Source organism: Neorhizobium sp. P1_A6, assembly GCF_056406795.1.
In genome coordinates, this window is record NZ_JBFTZM010000020.1 from 26,940 (window position 1) to 44,820 (window position 17,881).

General features: G+C 61.4%; 16 protein-coding genes and 1 riboswitch. Of the genes, 7 read left to right on the forward strand and 9 right to left on the reverse strand.

Annotated features, from left to right (window positions below):
* Nucleotides 1-147 precede the first annotated feature (147 nt).
* The 4 genes from AC1D3C_RS26675 to AC1D3C_RS26690 all read left to right on the forward strand — a co-directional run bounded on the left by AC1D3C_RS26675 (nt 148) and on the right by AC1D3C_RS26690 (nt 4,177).
* Nucleotides 148-597, forward strand: a complete 450-nt coding sequence (locus AC1D3C_RS26675; protein ID WP_038546776.1) for a response regulator — start codon at nt 148-150, stop codon at nt 595-597.
* Between the two features lie 97 nt (nt 598-694).
* Nucleotides 695-802, forward strand: a riboswitch (TPP riboswitch).
* Between the two features lie 40 nt (nt 803-842).
* Nucleotides 843-1,853 carry a thiamine ABC transporter substrate binding subunit gene (thiB, locus tag AC1D3C_RS26680; RefSeq protein ID WP_477484996.1) on the forward strand — a complete coding sequence of 337 codons (1,011 nt, stop codon included), beginning with the start codon at nt 843-845 and terminating at the stop codon, nt 1,851-1,853.
* 4 nt (nt 1,854-1,857) lie between these two features.
* The gene (thiP, locus tag AC1D3C_RS26685; RefSeq protein ID WP_477484997.1) at nt 1,858-3,477 is read left to right on the forward strand and encodes a thiamine/thiamine pyrophosphate ABC transporter permease ThiP; all 1,620 of its coding nucleotides are present in this window, start codon (nt 1,858-1,860) and stop codon (nt 3,475-3,477) included.
* Nucleotides 3,470-4,177 (forward strand): thiamine ABC transporter ATP-binding protein, encoded by a 708-nt coding sequence (locus AC1D3C_RS26690; protein WP_477484998.1) that lies wholly within the window; start codon nt 3,470-3,472, stop codon nt 4,175-4,177. Before thiP ends, AC1D3C_RS26690 begins: the two co-directional genes overlap by 8 nt.
* On the opposite strand, the gene AC1D3C_RS26695 is transcribed toward AC1D3C_RS26690, so the two are convergent.
* Nucleotides 4,178-5,593 (reverse strand): MATE family efflux transporter, encoded by a 1,416-nt coding sequence (locus AC1D3C_RS26695; protein ID WP_477484999.1) that lies wholly within the window; start codon nt 5,591-5,593, stop codon nt 4,178-4,180.
* The gene (locus AC1D3C_RS26700) at nt 5,590-6,102 is read right to left on the reverse strand and encodes a winged helix-turn-helix transcriptional regulator (RefSeq protein WP_477485000.1); all 513 of its coding nucleotides are present in this window, start codon (nt 6,100-6,102) and stop codon (nt 5,590-5,592) included. Before AC1D3C_RS26700 ends, AC1D3C_RS26695 begins: the two co-directional genes overlap by 4 nt.
* A gap of 324 nt (nt 6,103-6,426) precedes the next feature.
* Here AC1D3C_RS26700 and AC1D3C_RS26705 point away from each other — a divergent pair, with 324 nt between their 5' ends.
* A complete protein-coding gene (locus AC1D3C_RS26705) occupies nt 6,427-7,941 on the forward strand; it encodes a M48 family metalloprotease (RefSeq protein WP_080719295.1) in 1,515 nt (504 codons plus the stop codon).
* A 15-nt stretch (nt 7,942-7,956) separates the two neighbouring features.
* On the opposite strand, the gene AC1D3C_RS26710 is transcribed toward AC1D3C_RS26705, so the two are convergent.
* The 5 genes from AC1D3C_RS26710 to AC1D3C_RS26730 form a co-directional block, all read right to left on the reverse strand.
* Nucleotides 7,957-8,823: an RNA polymerase factor sigma-32 gene (locus tag AC1D3C_RS26710; RefSeq protein ID WP_007771992.1), complete on the reverse strand. Its 867-nt coding sequence runs from the start codon at nt 8,821-8,823 to the stop codon at nt 7,957-7,959.
* A 306-nt stretch (nt 8,824-9,129) separates the two neighbouring features.
* Nucleotides 9,130-9,702, reverse strand: a complete 573-nt coding sequence (locus AC1D3C_RS26715; protein ID WP_038546790.1) for a CarD family transcriptional regulator — start codon at nt 9,700-9,702, stop codon at nt 9,130-9,132.
* Between the two features lie 386 nt (nt 9,703-10,088).
* Entirely contained in the window at nt 10,089-10,427 is a 339-nt protein-coding gene (gene fdxA / locus AC1D3C_RS26720) for a ferredoxin FdxA (protein ID WP_038549803.1), read from the reverse strand.
* 204 nt (nt 10,428-10,631) lie between these two features.
* Nucleotides 10,632-11,045: an RNA-binding S4 domain-containing protein gene (locus tag AC1D3C_RS26725; RefSeq protein WP_038546793.1), complete on the reverse strand. Its 414-nt coding sequence runs from the start codon at nt 11,043-11,045 to the stop codon at nt 10,632-10,634.
* A 5-nt stretch (nt 11,046-11,050) separates the two neighbouring features.
* Nucleotides 11,051-14,272, reverse strand: coding sequence for a helicase-related protein (locus tag AC1D3C_RS26730; RefSeq protein ID WP_477485021.1), 3,222 nt, complete (start codon nt 14,270-14,272; stop codon nt 11,051-11,053).
* A gap of 724 nt (nt 14,273-14,996) precedes the next feature.
* Between AC1D3C_RS26730 and AC1D3C_RS26735 the strand changes: the two genes are divergently transcribed.
* Nucleotides 14,997-15,152 (forward strand): DUF3309 family protein, encoded by a 156-nt coding sequence (locus AC1D3C_RS26735; protein WP_007775119.1) that lies wholly within the window; start codon nt 14,997-14,999, stop codon nt 15,150-15,152.
* 41 nt (nt 15,153-15,193) lie between these two features.
* Entirely contained in the window at nt 15,194-15,451 is a 258-nt protein-coding gene (locus AC1D3C_RS26740; RefSeq protein WP_038546799.1) for a YMGG-like glycine zipper-containing protein, read from the forward strand.
* A gap of 252 nt (nt 15,452-15,703) precedes the next feature.
* On the opposite strand, the gene phbB is transcribed toward AC1D3C_RS26740, so the two are convergent.
* Nucleotides 15,704-16,432: an acetoacetyl-CoA reductase gene (gene phbB, locus AC1D3C_RS26745; RefSeq protein ID WP_477485001.1), complete on the reverse strand. Its 729-nt coding sequence runs from the start codon at nt 16,430-16,432 to the stop codon at nt 15,704-15,706.
* Between the two features lie 140 nt (nt 16,433-16,572).
* Complete coding sequence (locus AC1D3C_RS26750; protein WP_477485002.1) at nt 16,573-17,754, reverse strand: acetyl-CoA C-acetyltransferase; 1,182 nt, start codon at nt 17,752-17,754, stop codon at nt 16,573-16,575.
* Between the last annotated feature and the right edge of the window lie 127 nt (nt 17,755-17,881).

The following is a 17,881-nucleotide window of genomic DNA, read 5'->3' on the forward strand; positions in this document are numbered from 1 at the left end:
TAAGCTTAACAGATAGTTAGCTAAAAAAATATTTGTCGCGGACCGGAACATATGATGTCCCGAGACGTTCTGGGTGTGAATAGTGGTCGAAATGTCCCGGGGACGGATCGGCCTGCCAGGAACCGATCAACCGAATGGGGACATCCAATGCTGACAAATGTTACGCGTCGTCGGCTGGCCACTGAGGCGATGAATCAAAGAGTTATGATTGTCGAAGACGAGTTTCTGATCGCGCTCGATGTTGCCGAGACGATCGAAGCCATGGGCCTGAAAGTCGCTGGTTTTGCCAATGCCCGCAAACACGCCCTGGCGCTCGCCGCCTATGCCGATATCGCCCTGGTCGATGTCAATCTTTCGGACGGCCGGACTGGCCCGGAGATCGGCCGGGAGCTTGCCGAGCAATATGGCATCACCGTCGTCTTCATGACCGGTAATCCGGAGGATGTGGAGGACGGTGTCAAAGGCTCGCTCGGCGTCCTCACCAAACCGGTTATGCCTGACGTAGTTGAGAAGACGATCGACTACGCCGTTGCCAATCGGCTCGGCGGCATGGCGATCGTTCCGCGTGAACTGAAAGTGTTTCCGCAAAACCACTGAGCAATGAACCACTGAGCCATGTTGCTCCTGCCGAATGCGCCTTGAGCCGGCCGCAGACCGCCTCTTGCCAGCCATTCGCCTCGCCGCTAAATCTGATCCTGCTCTAACGGGGTGCCGCGCGTTTTCGTGCGGCTGAGAGGCCTTTGGCCAACCCGCGGAACCTGATCCGGTTAACACCGGCGGAGGGATTAGACGGCTCTTCATCAGCGCCTATTCCCCTTTGTCACCAAAACGAGGAGACGCTGATGCGCAGCACCATTCTTTCGATATTCGCGGCCGCTGCCGCCCTTTCCCTTTCCGTGCCGGCCGTAGCGCAGGAAAAGACGCTGACCGTCTACACCTACGAGAGCTTCATCTCCGATTGGGGTCCGGGGCCCAAGGTCAAGGAAACTTTCGAGAAGACCTGCGCCTGCAAGCTCAATTTCGTTGGCGTCGCCGATGGCGTGGCACTTCTCACGCGGCTGAAGCTGGAAGGCAAAGGCACCGAGGCCGATATCGCGCTCGGCCTCGATACCAACCTGATCTCCGAGGCGAAGGCGACCGGCCTGTTCGAGCCGCACGGGCTCGACGCTTCGGCGGCCAAGGTCCCCGGCAATTACAGCGACGACACGTTCATCCCCTACGATTACGGCCATTTCGCCGTTGTCTACGATACGCAGGCGATGAAGAACCCGCCGAAAAGCCTCAAGGAACTGGTGGACAGCGATCCGGCGCAGAAGATCGCCATCGAGGACCCGCGCACCTCGACACCCGGCCTCGGCCTGCTGCTGTGGGTGAAATCAGTCTATGGCGACAAGGCGCCGGAGGCCTGGGCGAAGCTCAGGAAACGCGTGCTCACCGTCACGCCCGGCTGGTCGGAGGCCTATGGCCTGTTCACCAAGGGCGAAGTGCCGATGGTATTTTCCTACACGACCTCGCCCGCCTATCACATGGTCGAGGAGAAGACGGACCGCTATCAGGCCGCCTCCTTCTCCGAAGGCCACTATATCCAGATCGAGGTCGCCGGCATGCTGAAGGGGGCGAATGAAAAGGACCTGGCGAAACAGTTCCTGAAGTTCATGGTCTCGCCGGCCTTCCAGGACGTCATCCCGACCACCAACTGGATGATGCCGGCCGTCAAGACCTCCCAGCCGCTACCGGATGCGTTCAACAAACTGGTGCAGCCAACGAAAACTTTCCTGATGGGGTCGGACGAGGTGGCCAAAAACCGGCAGGCCTGGATCGACGAATGGCTGACCGCCATGAGCCTGAACTGATCCCATGCTGACGAGGGCCGAGCGAAGACGCGGGATAGGCTGGGGGCTGCTGAGCATCGCCGGCATCGCCCTCTTCGTCGGCATCGCGGTCGCCGCCCTTCTCTCCTGGGACGCCGGCAACACCCAAAGCCGGCTGTTCACCGCCTATACCTGGCGGATCCTGCGTTTCACCCTGCTGCAGGCGGTTCTTTCGACACTGCTGTCGGTCGTCTTCGCCCTTCCCGTCGCACTCGCGCTTGCCCGCCGCCCGCGCTTTCCGGGCCGTGTATGGGTCATCCGGCTGATGGCATTGCCGATGGGCCTGCCGGTGCTGATCGGCGCGCTCGGCCTGATCGGCATCTGGGGGCGGCAGGGGGTGATGAACAGCCTGCTATTGAAGCTTGGCCTCGAGCAGCCGGTCAGCATTTACGGGCTTTCCGGCATATTGCTGGCACATGTGTTCTTCAACCTTCCGCTCGCCGCGAGACTGCTGCTAGCGGCGCTGGAGCGCCTGCCGGCGGAATATTGGCTGCTCTCCTCCAGCCTCGGGATGAAACCCTTCTCCGTTTTCCGTTTCATCGAGTGGCCGGCGGCGTGGCGCGTCATCCCCGGCATTGCCGGCCTGATCTTCATGCTCTGCGCCACGAGCTTCACGCTCGTCCTGGTGCTCGGCGGCGGGCCGGCTGCGACCACGCTCGAAGTGGCGATCTACCAGTCGCTGCGTTTCGATTTCGATCCGCCCCGCGCCATAGCGCTGTCGCTGCTGCAGATCGGCATTACGGCGCTGATCCTGATTGCGATTTCGCTGTTTCCAGCCCCTGACGACGCTGGCATCGCGGCCGGCCGGGCGACACGCCGGTTCGATGGCCGGACCTTGCCCGCACGGCTTTGGGATGTGCTGTCTATCCTGCTTGCAACGATATTCCTGATCCTGCCGCTTGCCTCGATCGTCGGTGCCGGCGCCCAGGCCAATCTCTGGAGCCTCGCCACCAGCCCCGCCTTCCTGCGCGCCGCCTGGACCAGTTTCACGATCGCGCTTTCCGCAGGCCTGCTTGCCGTCCTGACCTCCCTGGCTATCATTGCCGGACGCGGGGCAATAGCCGACATGAAGAGGCCCGCCGGAACGGCCAGGGCGTTTTCCCTGTCCTTGGGTGGGATGTCCTCGCTGGTGCTGCTCGTTCCGCCGGTCGTGCTCGGTACCGGCTGGTTCCTGATGCTGCGCCCGTTCGGCGATGTGGCGCGCTTCGCCCCGGCGCTGGTGACGATCATCAACATGCTGATGGCGCTTCCCTTCGTGATGCGCGTTTTGGCCCCGGCCGTCGAAACCCACCGCAAGCGGACAGGCAGGCTGTCGGCAAGCCTCGGCGTCTCCGGCTTTTCACGGGCATGGAGGATCGACCTGCCGGTTCTGGCAAGGCCGCTGCTGACGGCGCTGTCCTTCGCCATGGCGCTGTCGCTGGGCGATCTCGGCGCGGTGGCGCTGTTCGGCTCCAGCGAGCTCACCACCCTCCCCTGGCTTGTCTATAGCCGGCTATCCAGCTATCGAACCAATGACGCGGACGGGTTGGCGCTCATCCTCGGCATCATCTGCCTGGCGCTGACGGTGATCGGCACGGCTGGCCGCAAGGAAACGAGCCATGACTGATGGCATCACGCTGGACAAGGTTGAGTTGAAGCTCGGCACCAAGGAACTCCACTTCGACTGTGCTTTGCCAGCCGGCGCCGTGACGGCGATTACCGGCCCATCCGGCTCCGGCAAATCGACCTTCCTCAACCTCGTTGCCGGCTTCGAGACGCCCGATCGCGGCCGTATCCTGATCGCCGGCGAGGACGTAACGGAGAAACATCCCTCCGAGCGTCCCGTATCGCTGGTCTTTCAGGATAATAACCTCTTCGCCCATCTGAACCTCGCCACCAATATCGGCCTCGGCATCAACCCGTCGCTGAAGCTTTCCGGCAGTGACCGGGCCGCGATATCGCAGGCGCTGGAACGCGTGGGCTTGAGCGGCTTTGAAAAACGGACGCCGGGGACGCTTTCCGGCGGCGAAAGGCAGCGTGCCGCGTTCGCTCGGGCTCTGGTGCGCAAAAAGCCGGTTCTGCTGATGGATGAGCCGTTCGCGGCCCTCGATCCCGGGCTCAGGCTTTCGATGGCCAGCCTGCTCATCGACCTGCATCGCGAGACGGGCAATACGGTGCTGGTCGTGACCCACGATCCGGATGAGGTTGGCCGGTTGGCCGACCATGCGATCTTCATCGACCACGGCCAGATCCTGCTGCAGGCGCCGGTCGAGGAATTCCTCGCCCGGCGCGATATTCCCGCACTCGCCGAATTTCTTTCCGGCTGATCAGGCAGCCTTTCCGCGGAACCAGACACCGGAGCGGATGGCGAGGAACAGGATCCCGCCATAGGCGACCAGACCAACTGCCAGCGCGAAGAACAAACCGTTGAGCGATCCGGTAAATTCCAGCGCCAGCCAGCCCCCGAGACCTGCAATGGCGAGTCTCAGAAAACCGCAGGCAAGTGGCCAGAGTAGCTGGCCCGCGCCTTGAGAGGCGAAATAGAGCGCCAGCCCGCCGCCGAAGAAACCATAAACCGGCCCGACGATCTGCAAATAGGCAACGCCCGCATCGATCGCTCCATGCTCCTCGCTGAACAGCGAAATCCACGCGACCGGGAAGATCGCCGCGATCAGGCCGATCACTTCGGTGATAGCGAAGGCAATCGCAGCGCCGGTGAACGCGATGCGCATCGCCCGGTCTTTCTGGCCGGCGCCCATGTTGGTGCCGACCAGCGCCACCATCGGCGCACCGATGCCGAAGATTACCGGGATCAGCAGATATTCGAGCCTCGCGCCGGTACCGAAACCGGCCACGGCAGAGACACCCGCCTTGGTCGCGACCAGAGCGGTGGCGATGCCGATGGTCACATTGGTGAGAATGGAATTGATCGCCGCGGCAGCGCCGAGGCGGACAATATCCCGGAACATCGTCCAGCGAAGCGGGCCGACGCCGAAGCGCACGAGATTGCGGCCGGAGAGGATGTACCAAGCAAGCACCGCGGTGCTGCCGAAACTGTAGAGCACCAGGGCCAGACCGCCGCCGGCGATGCCGAGCCCCTGGAACGGACCGAAGCCGAAAATGAGAAGCGGCGATACGGGCACGAGGAGTGCGGCACCGACACAGGTAACCAGCGCCGGGAACAGCATATTGCCCGTGCCGCGCACCACGCTCGCCAGGCCGTTCATCAGCCAGACGAAGATCATGCCGCCGAATACCACGTTGGAATAGATGAGGGCCGCCTCGAGTTCCGGCCCCTCGCCGCCGAGCGCCCGATAGATCGGCCGGCCATAGGCGAGCATGATCGCCGAAAACAGCAGTCCGAGCAGGACATTGACGACGACGGCATGCCAGGCAAGCAGGTCGGCATCCCCGCGCCGGCCGCTGCCGAGCGCACGGGCGATGGCAGACGAGATCGCCCCGCCGAAACCGCCGGCAGACATCATCTGCATCAGCATCACGGCCGGAAAGACGAGGGCCATGCCCGCCAGCGCCGCGGTGCCCATATGCGAAACCCACCAGGTTTCGATGAGGCCGGTCGAGGCCTGGGCGAGCATGATCAGGATATTCGGCCATGCGAGCCGGATCAGCATCGGCAGGATCGGATCCTGCAGCAGCTGCCGGGTCCGCGGATTGATCGGCGCCGCGGTGGCGTCGTCAAAGGTAGGCGCCGCCTCGACGGCTTCGGTGGTCACGGCACTCATCGATCAGCCTCTCTATGTGGCAATAACTGGTTCACGGATGGATAACGGCGGCGGATGCGTTCGCTCGCAGCCGGACCGGCCGCGCTGGTGAAGACCGGATCGCTCAGCGGCCGGCCGCTGCGGCGGTCGATCATCACCGGTTCGGCCTGCTCGCCGGTCTCCCTGTTGACGATCACCACGCTTTCGCCCTCCGGCGCGAAATGCTGGTTTCCGAAGACAAGCAGCGCCTGCACCACAGGCTTGAAGTCGCGGCCGCGCTGCGTGAGGTGGTATTCGTCCCGCGGCGGCCGTTCGGAATAGCGCCGCCGTTCCATCAGCCCGGATTCGACGAGCGACTTCAGCCGGCTGGTCAGGATGTTCGGGGCAATATCGAGGTTGCGCTGGAATTCGTCGAAACGTGTTGCACCTGCCAGTGCATCGCGCAGGATCAGGAAGCTCCAGACCTCGCCGACATGTTTGAGACTGCGCAACACCGGGCATCCGGTATCGATAGGACCTGTTCGTTTCATGGGTTTCTTCCCCGGCGAGACGCAGCCTTGTGGCATATGTAACTTGCAATTTGCAAGTTACTATTTTCGTGATCACGTTTGGCGACGAGCGCTGCCGGACCGTTATAGAACTCGCCACAATTTGGACGTGCCACGATGGCATCGCGGAAAGGCAGCGGGGATTTTCATTGCAAACGCACCATCAAGGCATATTTCAATAAGAGCATCTGTGCATTCAACGCGAAAATCGCTAAGCGACATAGAGAAGGAGCCAGCTTGGATCGAGAGGACCTCAGCCAAGCTGGATGGCGGACCTTGGGAATGATGGTGCGGAAGACGAGGACGATGAGGCGCGACACGGCGATCCCGGCTGTCTGGACGATTGTTCGTGCGCTGCCCGGTTGGCGGACCGTGGGTGCCCTGCTGTTCAGCGGTGCGGTCCTTTCCGGTTGCCAGTCGCTCTTCGATCAGGCCTATACCCCGAATGTCTCTCCCTCCGACTCACCGCAGATCGTCGACGAGGTACAGAAGAACGATCCGCGGGCTCAGATGGGGGCGCGCGAGCATCCGCGTATCGTCGCAAGCTACGGCGGCGAATATCGCGACGCCAAGACCGAGCGGCTGGTCGCCCGCATTGCCGGCGCGCTGACGGCAGTTTCGGAAAACCCCAACCAGTCCTTCCGCATCACCATCCTGAATTCGCCGGCGATTAACGCTTTCGCGCTGCCGGGCGGTTATCTTTACGTGACGCGCGGGCTTCTGGCGCTTGCCAATGATGCATCGGAAGTCGCAGCCGTGCTTTCCCACGAGATGGGCCACGTCACTGCAAACCACGGCATCGAACGCCAGCGCCGCGAAGAGGCGGAAGTGATTGCGAGCCGCGTCGTCGCCGAAGTCCTCTCCAGCGATCTTGCCGGGAAACAGGCGCTTGCCCGCGGCAAGCTCAGGCTCGCAGCCTTCTCGCGCCAGCAGGAACTGCAGGCCGACGTGATCGGCGTGCGGATGCTCGGCGAAGCCGGCTACGACCCCTATGCCGCGGCACGCTTCCTCGATTCGATGGCGGCCTATGCCCGCTATTCTGCTGTCGACCCGGACAACGACCAGAGCCTCGATTTCCTGTCGAGCCATCCGAACTCCGCCCAGCGCGTTGATCTTGCCCGCCGCCATGCCCGTAATTTCGGCCAGGAAGGCACAGTCGGCGACAAGGGCCGGGATTATTACATCGCCGGCATCGATGGCCTGCTCTACGGCGACAGCCCGCAGGAAGGTTATGTCCGCGGCCAGACTTTTATGCACGGTAACCTTGGCATCCGTTTCGACGTCCCGCCGGACTTCCGTATCGACAATAAGGTGGAAGCAGTGCTCGCGACCGGCCCTGGCGAGACGGCGATCCGTTTCGACGGCGTCGCCGCCGGCGATAACGATAACCTGTCGAATTATCTGACGAGCGGCTGGGTCGCCGGCCTGCAGCCGGAAACGGTGCGCGAGATCCAGGTGAATGGCATGCCCGCGGCGACCGCGCGGGCTTCCGCCGAACGCTGGGATTTCGACGTGACCGTCATCCGCGTCGACACTCAGATTTTCCGTTTCCTGACGGCAGTACCGAAAGGAAGCCCGGCACTCGCGACGGCCGCCGAAACGTTGCGCTCGACCTTCCGCAAAATGACACCTCAGGAAATAGCAGCATTGAAGCCGCTGAGGATACGGATCGTCACAGCGACCAAGGACGATACCGTCGCTTCGCTTTCGGCCCGCATGATGGGTACGGATCGCAAGCTCGATCTTTTCAAGCTGATCAATGCATTGCCGGTCGGCGCGACGATCTCGCCCGGCCAGAAGTTCAAGATCATCGCGGAATGAGGGTGAGAGGTCGCCTTAGCAGGCGGCCGCAGCCATCTGCGGATTGGCTGAAACCAGTGCCGACTTGAGTTTTTCGATCGCCCGGCTTTCGATCTGCCGCACGCGCTCCTTGGAGATACCGAGCTCCGCCCCTAACGCTTCGAGCGTCGCGCCATCGTCGGTCAGACGCCGGGCGCGGATAATCTTCTTCTCTCTGTCGTTGAGCTTGGTGAGCGCGCCCTGCAGCCATTTCAGACGGCGCTCGCCGTCGATCATCCCGGAGACCTGTTCGTCCGGCAGCGGCTCGGCGCTGGCAAGCATGTCGAGCCGTTCGCCACTATCCGCATCGCCGGCGATCGACGGCGCCTGCAGCGAAGAATCATTGCCGGAAAGCCGGGCATCCATGGTCTGGACATCGGCGACGCTGACGCCGAGCGCCACTGCGATCTCTTCGTGAATGGCACGGGCAGTGAGATTGGAATCGCCGCGGGCGAGCTTGGCGCGCAGCCGGCGGAGATTGAAGAACAGCGCTTTCTGCGCCGAACTGGTGCCGCCCCGCACGATCGACCAGTTCCGAAGAATATAATCCTGCATCGAAGCGCGGATCCACCAGCTGGCATAAGTGGAAAAACGCACATCGCGAGCCGGTTCAAACCTTGCCGCCGCTTCGAGCAGCCCTACATAGCCTTCCTGTACGAGGTCGCTCATCGGCAAACCGAAGCCACGAAACTTCGAAGCCATGGCGATAACCAGACGCATATGCGCAAGGGCAATCTGGTTTCGGGCATCCTGGTCCTGATCGTCCTTCCAGCGGACCGCCAGATCGCGCTCCTCCTCCCGGGCGAGATATGGAGCGGACATTGCTATCTTGATCATCGTGCGGTCTGCGGACATGGCTGTCATGGTGTTCTCCGTGAACGGTCTGATCCGACAAAGACAGCGAGGCACAAACCGAAAACACCGTGCACGCGACAAGCCCGAACGATGATGGGTGAGATTCCTGCCGCCTTTGCTCCCCTCGTCTTGAGTTCTGTCGGGGATTCACATCGGCTCGATAGACCGATCTTCCGCCCCGCACTTAGCTGTCCGAACGCAAACCGACGCACATCAGTTCGCCGTTCCGGCGGGTTAACGCGGAGGCAGGCGAAAAGTTCCAATAAAAAACCCGGCTCGAAGGCCGGGTTTTTGAGAGAATTATCGGTGGGATGATCAGGCCGCTTCTTCCTGCGCCTCATCTTCCTCGACGTTCTTGCCGCGCTTGGGGCCCTTGGCGAGATTGACCTCGATAAGGCGGACGGCTTCAGTTTCGGACATCTTGTTCACGGCAGCGATTTCACGAGCCATGCGGTCGAGGGCAGCTTCGTAAAGCTGGCGCTCGGAATAGGATTGCTCCGGCTGGTTCTCGGCGCGATAGAGGTCGCGGACCACTTCCGCGATCGAGATCAGATCGCCGGAATTGATCTTGGCATCATATTCCTGGGCGCGGCGCGACCACATGGTGCGCTTCACGCGGGCCTTGCCTTGAACAACCTTGAGAGCGCGTTCGACAAAATCCGTTTCGGACAGCTTGCGCATGCCGATGCTGACGGCCTTCGCGACCGGCACCTTGAGGCGCATCTTGTCCTTTTCGAAATCGATTACGAAAAGCTCGAGCTTCATGCCGGCAACTTCCTGCTCTTCAATCGCAGAGATAGTGCCTACGCCATGAGCGGGGTATACAATCGATTCACCAGTCTTGAAGCCCTGGCGTGCGGGAGAAGTCTTTTTCTGCTGAGTCGTCATTCGTTTCACAAACTCCCTGTTACTCACCCGTTGTCGGGTCGGGGGAACCGGGTCTGTCAGGCCCGGATGAGACGGGGGAAACCGTCGGGTCACTCCATACTGGTCCGACCAACGCGAGCGAAAAAACACCCCTTCGCGAACTGCGACCGACAACATTCAAGCGTTGCAATGTCACGGAAACCGCGCTTTGGGTGGTCTGTTGCTTTCGTGATGTTTTTTGGGCACACACGTGCCGCCTTGTGGAACAGTTCTTGTTGTCTACCACAAAAAAGTGCGGAAATCAATAATTTGCTTTTGCACGTGCACAGAGCGCTTTATCCACGCTGTGCCCAACAAAAAGGCAAAGCGATTCGAAACGGCTCCGAGCCATGCCGTCACGGCAAATCTCAATCGCCCTTGCCGGGTTCGGCTGAGAAATACTGCTCGTATTTGTTGGCGACCCCATCCATCTCTTTGGCCTCGGGCAGCGCGTCGCGCTTGACCGTGATGTTGGGCCACATCTGAGCGAATTCGGTATTGATCTTGAGCCATTTGTCGAGACCCGGTTCCGTATCCGGCTTGATCGCCTCGGCAGGACATTCCGGTTCGCAGACGCCGCAGTCGATGCACTCGTCGGGATGGATGACGAGGAAGTTTTCACCTTCATAAAAACAGTCGACCGGGCAGACCTCGACGCAGTCGGTATATTTGCAGCGGATACAATTGTCGGTCACGACATACGTCATGCGGCACTCCAGGAACCATCGCGGATCAGCGGCACGTCGACGGATGAGGAGCGCCGGCACACCGGAAAGCCGGGAGAGGCGAAAACCCAACTGCGAAAATGACAGGAGGTAGGCGATCCGGCTTTTCGACAGTCAGGTAAAGCCTTTGGCTTTGCTTAGCAAGGATATCCGTGCTGAAAACCCAAACGTAGCGGGTCGTTTTTTCTAATCTAGGTCCGCGTCGATCCCCGGAAACAGCCGATCGGTCTCCCGGCGCTCCTTCTTGGTCGGTCGCCCGCTTCCCTGCGCGCGCTGCGCCTGTTCGAACAGCGTCAGCCTTTTGGTCTCTTCGGGAGGAGGACTGAGATCTTCATAGAGCAGCCGAGCCTCCTCGAAAGGCCCTCGCCTCTCCCCGCCGGTCTTCACCACCAGCACGAGATCGCGACGTTCAAGCTTGAGATCGATGCGGTCACCCGGCTTCACCTGGGAGCTCGGCTGGGAGACCAGATCGCCGTTCACCCGCACGTGGTTGGAGCGGATAAGATCCTGGGCGATCGACCGGGACTTCGCCATGCGGGCAAAAAACAGCCACTTGTCGATGCGCTGGCGCGAACCGGATTGTGGCTGTTTTTCCGTCATGGGCCTTACTTCTTCATCTGCTCCTTGAGAGCTGCGAGCTTTGCAAAGGGCGAGTCCGGATCGAGCGGCTTTTCCTTGCGTGGCGGCTTTGCCTCGAAGCGAGCCGGCTGCGGCCCTTTGCCGCGGTCGTTGCGGTCCGGGCGAGGACCACCTTCGTGGCGTTCCCCACGGTTCGGGCGATCGCCCCCGCGGTTATTGTTATTGCTGCTGTTGTTATTGTTGTCCGGCCGGCGATTGTTGTCGCGGTTCGGCTTGCTGCCGTCCCTGCGGTCACCCCCGCTGCGTTCGCCGTTCGGACGTGCCTCACGCCGCTCGCCGCCGTTGTCGCGACGGTCATCACGACGACCCTGGGCCGGCTGACCCGCCTCGCCAGGGGCGTTATTGCGTTGGCCGCCGTGACCACGACGATCGCCGTGTTGCGGACGTCCGCCACGCTGGTTGTTTTCACGGCCGCCGCCCGGGCGCCACAACAGGACCGGCTTCGGCTCTCCAGCCTCGGCAGACTTTGTCTCGTCGGTCACGTCGCCAGCCGGAGCCTGCTCCGCGGGAGCTTCTTCCGAAGCAACCGGTTCTGCGGTAGCCGTCTCAGCCGGCGCAGCCTCGGCCACGGCCTCGATGGGAGCTGTTTCCGTCGCATTTTCGGCCGCAGCGGCTTCCGTTGCAGTCTCGACCGGAGCGTCACTCGCATCGGCGTCATCTGTTTCGGAGACTTCCGGTGCATCTCCTGCCGAAGCCGGAGCAGCCGCGGCGTTCACGGAACTTGCATCGTGGCCTGCGAGGAATGCCTGCGCCTCTTCCGCCTTCACGGCGTCGGCCCGATACCCGAGACCTTTTAGGATTTCTTCCATATCGTCCGGCGTAGCGCCGAGAATGGAGAGCATGGCGGTCGTGGCCGTGAAGCGGCGCCCGTCATACGCGCCTTCCGGACGCGGCGTCGAGCCAGGTTTCCACTGCAGGAGCGGACGGATGAGATCGGCAAGGCGCTCCAGAATGTCGATACGCACGGCGCGCTTGCCAAGGAAACGGAAACCCGCGAGTTTGTAGAACATCCGCTCGAATGTCGGATCGGCGACGACCGACGTGCGCCCCGCGGCCAGAGCCGGAATGAGATCGCCATAGCCGGGCTTGTCGAGACCGTCGTTCCCCAGCGCCCAGAGCAGCGTGATGAGCTCGGCCGGTGCCGGCTTCAGAAGCAGGGGCATGAACACGTGATAGGCGCCGAAACGGATGCCGTAGCGACGCATCGAAGCGCGCGCATCCTGATCGAGCGACTTCACGTCGTCGGCCACGTCGCGCCTGAACAGCACGCCGAGGTTTTCGACGAGCTGGAAGGCGAGCCCCTTGGCGAGGCCCTGAAGGTCTTCGGCACGCGACAGATCGTCGAGCGGCTTCAAAACCGTCGCGATGTGATGATTGACGAAGCGCTCGAGACGGGCGAGCACATGTTCGCGGGCATGACCGGTCAGCTGCTCGTCGGCAAGCAGGATGACGCGCGGACGCATGACATGGTCGCTCGCCGCAAGACGGGCGATAGGCTCGCCGAGCCAGCGCACGAAACCATCGGATCCGACCGCCAGGTCGTTATTGCCCGACGCATAAAGCCTTGCCGCCCGCGCCTCGAATTCGAGCGCCAGCGCTTTCTGGGCGGCACCTTGCACCGCCTTGGCGTCGGGGCCCTCGGTTCCCGAAACGGGCGTGAACCGGAAACCGGCCAATTGCCCGACGTGATGTCCCTCTACAAAGACATCGCCATTCACACTGATTTCAGCTTCCAGCATCGCATTCTCTCTCAGGCGCTTCATGAGCACAGATGTCCTGCGATCAACAAAGCGTTTCGTCAACCTTTCATGTAGCGCGTCCGATAACCTATCCTCTATTTCCCGTGTCTTTTCTTGCCAGTGTGTCGGATCGGCAAGCCAACCAGGGCGATTAGAGACGTAGGTCCAGGTCCGGATCTGCGCTATGCGGGCCGACAATGTGTCGATTTCACCATCGGTGCGGTCGGCGCGGCGGACCTGTTCCGCCATGAATTCTTCGTTCACCGTCCCGAAGCGCACAAGATCGGAAAAAAGAGTCGAAATAAGGTCGGCGTGCTGCGCCGGCGCAATTCGTCGGTAGTCTGGCAGGGCACAGGCCTCCCAGAGTTTTTCGACCCGCTGCGGGGTGGTCGCTATGTCCTTGATTTCGGGATAACGCGAAAGATAATCAAAGGCTTGGCTGTCGGTCGCAGGAAGCGCCCGCGTCAAGCCCAGAAGGGTCGGCGCAGCATCCAGGCTTTCCCGCAGGGCCTTGAGCGACGAAAAATCGAGGTTTTTCGACCGCCACTGCAGCACTTTGACCGGATCGAAGTGGTGGCTTTCGATTCGCTCGACCAACTCGTCTTCGAAAGGCGCGACCTGGCCGGTCACGCCGAATGTCCCATCCCGCACATGCCGCCCGGCGCGTCCGGCGATCTGCGCGAGCTCTGCCGGATTGAGGCTGCGGAACTGGTAACCGTCGAATTTGCGATCCTGGGCGAACGCCACGTGATCGACATCGAGGTTGAGACCCATGCCGATCGCATCCGTCGCGACGAGATATTCGACGTCGCCGGACTGGTAGAGGCCGACCTGCGCATTGCGGGTGCGGGGGCTGAGTGCCCCGAGCACCACCGCCGCGCCGCCGCGCTGACGGCGAATGAGCTCGGCGATCGCATAAACCTCGTCGGCCGAAAACGCCACGATCGCAGAACGCTGCGGCAGGCGGGTGATCTTTTTCTGGCCCGCATAAAAGAGCTGCGAGAGGCGCGGCCGCTCGACGATGGTTATTCCAGGCAGAAGCCTCTCGAGGATCGGCCGCATGGTCGCAGCCCCTAGGAGCAGCGTTTCATCGCGCCCGCGCAGGTGCAGGATTCGGTCGGTGAAGATATGGCCGCGCTCGAGATCGCCGGCGAGCTGCACTTCGTCGATCGCCACGAAAGAGGCTTTCGTCTCGCGCGGCATGGCCTCGACGGTGCAGACGGAGAAGCGTGCATTCGGCGGAGTGATCTTTTCCTCGCCGGTGACCAGCGCCACCTGGGAGACGCCAACCTTCTCGACAAGACGCGTGTAGACCTCGCGCGCCAGCAGCCGGAGCGGCAAGCCGATCACGCCGGTACCATGCGCCACCATTCGCTCAATGGCATAATGGGTCTTGCCGGTATTGGTGGGTCCGAGGACGGCGGTGACGCCGCGCCCGCTGAGGATCATGGGCTGGAAATTCAAAGCCTGGTTCCGCGCATCACATAAGGCTCGGAGTTTGGCGTCTTCACCCAAAACTCAAAGCCACGCAACACATGGCGATCTCGGCGGGCAAACGCAAGCCTCAAGAATGGCTTTTACGGCCGAAGAACGGTCGCTGAAGGCGGCAAATCGAGGCTCGGCGATTCGAATTTTAAATGCAAAGGAACAGACGCGAACGAATCGGAGACGAATCGCAGACTCAAGAAGATTCAGCTTTTGTTCACCGCTATATGTTGATGCGACTCTCTCCTTCCCCACGACATCCTGAATCTGCATCAGGATTGGGTGCATGCAACCGAAGGATTCATCCCGAAGCTGCGCTTTCACGAAGAATCGCAAGAGTCAATCCATTGATATGGTTAACATTTTATCAATCGATTCAGGCTGTTCCACGCTCCTTCGAGCACGGAATTAAGAGTCAGGCCAAAGGTGGAACGAATCACCGACGAATCACAGACATCCATGTCTTCGCCATTTGTTCTCACAAGATATGGTAGGTGTCACCGCGAGAGACCCGCAAGAAAATCGTCGTGGTAGAAACCTCAAAAGCGAATCGTTCAGGTGCCATTAACATTGGCTAACGCACTTTAACCACATGTGAGAGCACACGTTTGCAAGCCATGGAACAAAAATCGCGGCGCTACGTTTCCTCGCCAAATCCATCTCGGATTGTCTAGCGGAGTAGAAGATCATGCTCGGAACCGTATTGCTCGTTATCCTCATTCTGCTGCTCATTGGCGCCTTGCCGAATTGGGGATATAGCCGGGGCTGGGGCTATGGTCCGTCGGGCGGATTGGGCCTTGTAGTCCTTATCATCATTATCCTGCTGCTGATGGGCAGGATTTAAGAGCGGCGTAGCCGTGTGTACCAAGGGAAGGGAAAACTAACATGATGAAGAAGATTCTGATTGCGGGCTGCATGATCGGCACGCTCGCCTCCTGCACCGCGACTGAACGCGGCACGGCGATCGGTGCCGGCACCGGCGCCGTCATCGGTGGCGCAGTGTCGAACAGCTGGGGTGGCGCAGCAGTCGGCGCAGTCGCCGGCGGCCTTGTCGGCGCTGCAATCGGTCACTCCTCGGAGCGCCGCGGATACTGCATCTATCGCGACCGTTACGGCCGCCGCTACGAGGCCCGTTGCCGCTAGTCGCGGACAACAATCCAGTCCCTCAGGACCGGCGCCCGAGCAATCGGCGCCGGTTTTGTTTTGCCTCCAGGAGACTGTCGGCGTTAACCTTTGGCCAAAGGCGGAACGAATCGCTGACGAATCGGCGACATCGCCTGTTTCCCGCTTTGTTCACCGCAACATCTCGTGGAAAAACAACTCGTTAACCATATGGATAAGCTGTTTCGGCGCAGCAATAGGCACCGAAACCCGCTCAAAAGTTAATGCCGCAGGTCAGCTGGCGAAGAACTGGCCGCCATTCGCCGTCAGCGTCGAGCCGGTGATGAAACCGGCATCGTCGGAGGCAAGGAAGACGACGCAGCGGGCAATCTCTTCCGGTTCGCCGAGGCGCCCGACCGGGATCAGCGGAATGATCCGCTCGTTCAGCACCTTTTCCGGCACCGCCCGCACCATTTCGGTGGCGATATAGCCAGGGCAGATGGCATTGACGGTGATGTTCTTTGCAGCACCTTCCTGCGCCAGTGCCTTGGTAAAGCCGAGATCGCCGGCCTTGGCCGCCGAATAGTTCACCTGGCCCATCTGGCCCTTCTGGCCGTTGATGGACGAAATGTTGACGACCCGGCCGAACCCACGGTCGCGCATCCCGTTCCAGATGGGATGGGTCATGTTGAAGAGACCGGTCAGGTTCGTCCCGATCACCTCGTTCCACTGTTCAGGCGTCATCTTGTGGAACATGCCGTCACGCGTAATGCCGGCATTGTTGACGAGCACCTCGATCGGACCGAGTTCGGTCTCCACTTTTGCGATGCCATCGACGCAGGCCTGATAGCTGGAGACATCCCATTTGAACACCGGAATGCCGGTCTCGTCGTGGAAGGCTTTCGCCTTTTCCTCATTGCCAGCAAAATTTGCAGCGACACGATAACCTGCCGCCTTCAACGCGACGGAGATGGCTGCCCCGATCCCACGCGTTCCTCCCGAAACCAATGCAACCCTGCTCATGCGGCCGTCCCCTTTTGCGTTGTGATCCGATCCTTCTGTGTGACCGGATACTTACCTATTTTGACATGCTTTCATCGGGGAGATAGTCCCGCCACGAAGTTTTGCAACGCCGGCGGGATTATCCACAATCTTCTAAAATATCACATGGCCTCAAGGCACATGGCGACACCCATGCCGCCGCCGATGCACAGAGTAGCAAGACCCTTCTTGGCGCCGCGGCGCTTCATCTCGAAGAGGAGCGTGTTGAGGATGCGGGCACCCGACGCACCGATCGGATGGCCGATCGCGATTGCGCCGCCATTGACATTGACGATCGACGAATCGAAACCGAGATCCTTGACGACGGCGCAGGATTGAGCCGCAAAGGCTTCGTTGGCCTCGATGAGATCGAGATCGCCGACCTTCCAGCCCGCCTTTTCGAGCGCCTTGCGGGAAGCCGGGATCGGGCCCGTGCCCATGATCTGCGGATCGACGCCGGCGGTCGCCCACGAAACGATGCGAACCATCGGCGTGATGCCGCGGCGGGCGGCTTCGGCTTCCGTCATCAGCACGGCAGCCGCCGCGCCGTCGTTGAGACCGGAGGCATTGCCGGCGGTGACGGTGCCTTCCTTATCGAAGGCGGGACGCAGCTTGGCCATCGAATCGAGCGTCGCGCCGGCACGGATGTATTCGTCGTTCTCGACGGTCACGTCACCCTTCCGTGTCTGGATGATGTAGGGGATGATCTCGTCCTTGAAGCGGCCGGCATTCTGCGCGGCTTCCGCCTTGTTCTGGGAGGAGACGGCGAACTGGTCCTGCTCTTCGCGGGAGAGCTGCCACTGGCGGGCGATGTTTTCCGCGGTAATGCCCATGTGGTAGCCGTAGAACGCGTCGGTCAGGCCGTCCTTGACCATCGTGTCGATCATCTTGAAGTCGCCCATCTTCACGCCGCCGCGAAGATGCGCGCAATGCGGCGCCATGGACATCGATTCCTGGCCGCCGGCAACAATGATCTTGGCGTCGCCAAGCGCGATCTGCTGCATGCCGAGTGCGACGGCGCGCAGGCCCGAGCCGCAGAGTTGGTTGACGCCCCAGGCGGTGGCTTCCTTCGGCACGCCGGCCTTCATCGCCGCCTGTCGGGCCGGGTTCTGGCCCTCGCCCGCCGGCAGGACCTGGCCGAGGATGACCTCGTCCACTTCCGCCGCCTCGATGCCGGCGCGCGCGAGCGCACCCTTGATCGCCGCCGCACCCAGTTCATGGGCCGGCACATTGGCAAAGCCGCCGTTGAAGGAGCCAACCGCGGTACGGCCTGCGGCTGCGATCACGATAGATGGATTGGTCATGGACGTTTCCTCTTATCCATTATTTGTCTGCGAGACTGGCAAAGCTTGAGCCGAGAGTCAAACGGCAGCCGAACGCCGCTGCCAACCCGTCGGGCGTTTCGAAAATGCCCGTTAGATTTCACGGGTT